This window comes from Microcystis sp. M_QC_C_20170808_M3Col, from assembly GCF_007095505.1.
Classification (GTDB): Bacteria; Cyanobacteriota; Cyanobacteriia; order Cyanobacteriales; family Microcystaceae; genus Microcystis.
Map to the genome: position 1 here is coordinate 1 of NZ_SFBY01000474.1, position 5,556 is coordinate 5,556.

Genomic DNA, 5,556 nt, shown 5'->3' on the forward strand with positions numbered 1-5,556 from the left:
TTAACCTGTTTGTGCCTAAAATTTTTGCCTGTATGGGTTTCAGCTATTTTTGAGCGTAGGTACTCTCATCGAATTTTATTTTAAGTTAATTATTTGCATAACAATTACCGAAGAGCCAATTTGGTTCTTCGGTTTGTCTTATGCAACGGACAGGATTATAAGAGATGAAACCCTTATAGAGAAAAACATTTGGCGATTTTTGTCAATTGTTTTTGATCTAGGGCGAACTAATCAATTAAATCTCTTGCCAGATAAGGATTTAGTCGATTTATGCCCCCCTATCGAACCATAACAAGTAACGAAGATACTTTTTTCTTTCATTTCTTGGCAGGACTTATGGCTCTTCTGGTTTCTGTGTGAAAACGAAGCCTATACTGATAGTTTCTTCGGCAAAATAGTCGTAAAAGTCTTTCTCAGTCAACGTTTCACGATTCCATAAGCAAAAATTATCACACACGTCTCAAATTGAATTGCTATATATCATAACTACTCTAGAATATCCAAGTTTTTCAACAATTCCTATTTTTTCATCTAAGCTATGGTCTGAATTAACACAAAAGGTTGCACGATTAGTGTATTAAAAAGGTTATTGGGATGGGAATTCCAATCGCTTAATTGCTCCTGTGTCGGTTTTTCTAGTAGTTTTTCCCCGATCCAATTCTGCACTTGAGCAACCCGATCACCGGCGATCGCTTCTGCTACTTCGATTAAATTGAGGGAATCCGAAACCACGATCAGCGCATCCCTTTGAGCATGGGGGATTAAGTCACTCCACTCCACTTCGGCTAATTCCTCTAATAACTGCTCGTGAATATTACCCATACTGTCAATCCTGGCGAAAAAGCTCGCTCAACAACGAATTATCCCCTTCTTCTAGCATACAGGCAAAGGGACAACCGATTTCCCCATTTATAGTAATGTTAAGCTAAAATATAACGAACGTTCGATATTAAATTTATGCCTAAGATAGTAGACGTAGAACAATACCGAAAAGAACTCCTCTTAAAAAGTGCCGAACTCTTTGCCGAGAAAGGCTATGCTGACATGACGACGAGAGAATTAGCGCAAGGATTGGGAGTGTCCACGGGAACGCTATACCACTACTTTCCCAGTAAAGCGGCACTTTTCGAGCAGTTAGTCGAGGAGATGTGCCAGCAGGATGTTTTATTAGCTAAAGCCGAGATTGATCGAGGAAAAACCCTGATAGAAAAGCTAAAAATTCTCGGAAAATTTATGATTAATCGCGAGGATTCCTGCATCAAACAATTATTCTTATGGATTGATTATTCTCAATACCAAGGACGAGAAGAACTGCGTCGTAGTCAATTTTTTGAGCGCATTGATCGCCGCTATCATCAGGCAGTAATCGAGATTTTAGGTATTACCGATCCGAGTGTAGCTTGGTTAGTTGTCAGCGTTATTAATGGACTGATATTAGAGCGCCTGTGGTGCAATGAACAGATTGCGATCGATGAACAAATGGAATTATTAGGTAAAATTCTTACTACTTATTTACAGAAAAACTGTTAACCCCCAACAATCGCTTATTAACTGCAAAATTACTAACAGAAATTCTATGAACGGTAAAACTTTTGTGAAACCCAATCAGAAGTTAATTATCGGGTTAATAGTATTAGGCACAGGATTATTAGGAATAACCACCTTTTATAGCCTTTCCCAAGTCGCCCCCAAACCCGAAACCAAAACCCCTGTAGTTGCGTCGCCCGCACCGCAAAAAATCACCGCTTTAGGCAGAATTGAACCAAGGACAGAAATTATCAGCATATCTGCCCCAATGTTGCTTGATTCCGATCGAGTCAAGCAATTATTAGTCGATGAAGGAGATAGCGTCAAAACGGGACAAATAATCGCCATTCTCGAAAGTCAGGAAAGATTAGAGGATAACCTGCGACAGGCACAAGAACAGGTAAGAGTAGCCGCAGCCAAGGTAGAACAGGTGAAAGCTGGGGCAAAAGTCGGCGAAATCGATGCTAATACCGCTAACGTGCGGAAAATCGAGGCACAATGGTTAGGAGATCAAGCAAACCAACGGACAACTATCCAAAGATTAACAGCGCAATTAGAAGGGGATAGGGCTGCCCAAAAAGCGACAATTGGCAAATTAGAAGCAGAATATCGCAATGCCAAAGCTGAATTTGATCGCTACGAAAAACTCTATCAAGAAGGGGCAATTTCCGCCTCTAGTTTTGATAGTAAAAGACTGAATTTAGAAACCAGTAATCAACAACTCACAGAAGCAAAAGTTACCCTAGAAAGAATTGAACGCACCGGCCAACAAGAGATACAAGAAGCCAAGACTACCCTAGCCCGGATTGAATCCACCGGTCAACAGCAGATCAAAGAGGCCAGATCCACTTTAAATCAAGTCTCGGAAGTGCGGGGAGTCGATGTGCGGGCAGCCCAAGCGGAGGTAAATGCTGCCCTAGTTGCCGTTAAAAAAGCCCAAACCGAGTTAAATCAGGCTTATATTCGATCGCCAATTACCGGCAAAGTGATTAAAGTCAATACCCGGATCGGGGAACAAATCAGCGCTCAAGGAATTGTTGACCTCGCTGAAACCGAGCGCATGGAAGTAATTGCCGAAATCTATCAAAGCGATATCGGGAAAATTCGCGAGGGACAAACTGCCACGATTACCGGATCGGCGTTTACGGGCGAAGTTAGCGGAAAAGTGCGCTTAATTGCTTTAAAAGTTGACCAACAAAATATATTCAGCAATCAACCAGGAGAAAACTTCGATCGCAAAGTTATCTCTGTCCGTATTGCCTTAAATCGCGAAAACAGTCAAAAAGTGGCAGGTTTAACCAATTCCCAAGTAACTGTAACTATCAATGAGTAGGTTTTAGGGGAAGTGGGGAAGTGGGGAAGTGGGGAAGTGGGGAAGTGGGGAATTTCAAATAAAACCCCAACACCCCAACACCCCAACACCCCAACACCCAAAACCCCAAAACCCCAAAACCCCAACACCCCAACACCCCAACCCCCAACCCCCATCACCTAACACCCAATGAAACTAACCCATCTATTCAAAAAAACGCCCCTATCTTGGTTACAGGTGACACGAGAGAAAACCCGTTTGATCGTGGCTATTGCCGGGATTGCTTTTGCAGACTTCTTAATTTTCACGCAGTTGGGGTTTCGGGATGCCTTATTTGATGCTTCCGTTAAACCCCATTATGTCCTCGATGCGGATTTAGTCCTGATTAATCCCCAATTTGATACCCTCTTTGCTGTGAAAAGTTTCTCTCGCGATCGCTTGTACCAAGCTAAAAGAGTCGAGGGCATTCAATCTATAGCCCCAGTTTATATTGCTTCTGCCCAGTGGCGCAATCCCGAAACTGCCCTAGAAAGAACTACTTTAGTCTTTGGTTTTGATCCCAGTCAACAGGTTTTTACTCTCCCGGAAGTTAATCAAAAATCCAGTGATCTGAAGATGTTAAATCGCGTCTTGTACGATCAAGCAGGAAGACCAGAATTCGGTCCAATTGCCGATTTACTCCAGAAAAAACCCGATTTGACAGTTCAGTTAAATAGAAAAGAGGTCCAGGTAGCGGGAATTTTTACCCTTGGTGCCTCCTTTGCTGCCGATGGTAACGTCATTAGCAGTGATTCTACCTTTTTAAGGCTCTTTCCCGAACGCCAACCCCACGAAATCGATATAGGACTGGTGAAACTGCAACCGGGGGCAAATATAGAGGCAGTAAAAGCCAATTTACAGGCACTTCTACCTAAAAATGAAGTAATAGTCCTTACTTTAAAAGAATTTGCTGAAAGGGAAAAAACCTATTGGGCAAATGGTACAGCCATTGGTTTTATCTTTGGTTTAGGTACAGTAGTCGGTTTTATCGTCGGTATCGTCATTGTCTATCAGATTCTCTATTCCGATGTCACCGATCACTTACCCGAATACGCTACCCTAAAAGCTATGGGTTACGGTGATTGGTATTTAGTCGGGGTTTTGATGCAAGAGGCTTTATTACTAGCGGTTTTGGGATATATACCGGGGTTTATCGTTTCTCTTGGTGTTTATCATCTCGCTTCCTCCGCTACACTTTTACCGATAGTGATGACTACCGCTAGGGCGATCGAAGTTTTAATCCTAACAATTATTATGTGTATTGCCTCTGGAATTGTCGCTATGGGCAAATTAAGGACAGCAGATCCGGCCGATATTTTCTAAGCTATCAAGGGTGAAACAATGCTGATTTTTCAAAAAGAGCGAGAATTAGGGAATTTTAGCCCTAACGAACCCGTAATTGCCATTAAAGGCTTAAATCACTATTTTGGCACGGGGGAATTAAAAAAACAGGTTTTATACGATATCGATCTGGAAATTAAAGCGGGGGAAGTAGTAATTATGACCGGTCCTTCGGGATCGGGGAAAACTACTTTATTGAGTTTAATGGGAGGTTTGCGATCGGCACAAGAGGGCAGTTTAAAAATTCTCGGCCAAGAAATGTTAGGAATTGCTAAGGGCAAAATGCTGAAAATTCGCCGACAAATTGGCTATATTTTTCAAGCACATAATTTACTAAAATTCCTGACAGCGAAACAAAACGTTAGGATGTCTTTGGAACTGCACGAGGAGTTTTTAGAACAAGATCTCGATCAAAAAGCCACGGCAATTTTGGAGTCGGTAGGTTTAGGTGACCGCGTTGATTACTATCCCCATGATCTATCAGGGGGACAAAAACAACGGGTTGCGATCGCTCGCGCCCTCGTCAGTCATCCCAAATTAGTCCTCGCGGATGAACCGACCGCGGCCTTAGATAAACAATCCGGGCGCGATGTGGTGGAAATCATGCAGAAATTGGCAAAAGAACAAGGTTGCACGATTTTACTCGTCACCCACGATAACCGGATTCTCGACATCGCCGATCGCCTTTGGCGCGGCTTTGCCGTTCGCATTGTCAACATGGAGGATGGTCGTTTAAGCGATTAACTGCCCAAAAATTACTTGCCAAAAATTGGCCTTTCATGTTAGACTAAAATAATGTCATCTTGGAGAGGTGGCAGAGTGGTCGAATGCGGCAGATTGCTAATCTGTTGTACGAATCGTAAGACCGTACCGAGGGTTCGAATCCCTCCCTCTCCGTGTTTTTTCGGTATGTTCGATGACTGCTGGCCATGATTATTTCTGCTCCGTATATGGTCCGGTTGCCTCTTGGCGTTTCGGCAGTTCCCTGGGCATTGATCCGATTGGTTTAGTTTCCACCTGTTCCTTTAACTGTGCCTACTGTCAGTTAGGAGAAATTGAGCAAAAAAACCGAGCAACGAAAAACTTTTATCACCAGCGAACAAATTAGCAGGGATTTAAGGGATTTTGCTCCTTGGGATGTGGATATAGTCACTCTCAGTGGTAGCGGGGAACCCACCCTCGCCCTCAATTTAGGGGAAATACTGGCCACCGTCAAGGAATTGACATCCTCACCGCCGTAAACGGACGGTGATTCCCAAACCTCACGATTTAGGTTTCTGCTTCTTTCCCTTGCGGGGTTTCGCACCTGCCTTAACAGATTTACTCTGTTCTGGTCT

The 5,556-nt window shown here is 43.1% G+C and carries 5 protein-coding genes, 1 tRNA gene and 1 pseudogene; 6 read left to right on the forward strand and 1 reads right to left on the reverse strand.

Going from position 1 to position 5,556, the window contains the following annotated elements; all coding sequences use genetic code 11:
* Positions 1-531 precede the first annotated feature (531 nt).
* Positions 532-822, reverse strand: coding sequence for a DUF2288 domain-containing protein (locus EWV84_RS21990; RefSeq protein ID WP_287080078.1), 291 nt, complete (start codon positions 820-822; stop codon positions 532-534).
* A gap of 135 nt (positions 823-957) precedes the next feature.
* Here EWV84_RS21990 and EWV84_RS21995 point away from each other — a divergent pair, with 135 nt between their 5' ends.
* The 6 genes and pseudogenes from EWV84_RS21995 to EWV84_RS22020 form a co-directional block, all read left to right on the forward strand.
* Positions 958-1,530: a TetR/AcrR family transcriptional regulator gene (locus tag EWV84_RS21995; RefSeq protein ID WP_287080080.1), complete on the forward strand. Its 573-nt coding sequence runs from the start codon at positions 958-960 to the stop codon at positions 1,528-1,530.
* Between the two features lie 46 nt (positions 1,531-1,576).
* Positions 1,577-2,860 carry an HlyD family efflux transporter periplasmic adaptor subunit gene (locus EWV84_RS22000; RefSeq protein WP_287080082.1) on the forward strand — a complete coding sequence of 428 codons (1,284 nt, stop codon included), beginning with the start codon at positions 1,577-1,579 and terminating at the stop codon, positions 2,858-2,860.
* Between the two features lie 168 nt (positions 2,861-3,028).
* Positions 3,029-4,201 (forward strand): ABC transporter permease DevC, encoded by a 1,173-nt coding sequence (gene devC, locus EWV84_RS22005; RefSeq protein ID WP_287080084.1) that lies wholly within the window; start codon positions 3,029-3,031, stop codon positions 4,199-4,201.
* Positions 4,202-4,219: 18 nt separating this feature from the next.
* A complete protein-coding gene (locus EWV84_RS22010; protein ID WP_287080086.1) occupies positions 4,220-4,963 on the forward strand; it encodes a DevA family ABC transporter ATP-binding protein in 744 nt (247 codons plus the stop codon).
* A gap of 61 nt (positions 4,964-5,024) precedes the next feature.
* Positions 5,025-5,116: transfer RNA gene (locus EWV84_RS22015), tRNA-Ser, on the forward strand.
* Positions 5,117-5,135: 19 nt separating this feature from the next.
* A pseudogene (locus EWV84_RS22020) lies at positions 5,136-5,454 on the forward strand (radical SAM protein); the annotation flags it as partial.
* Positions 5,455-5,556: the final 102 nt, after the last annotated feature.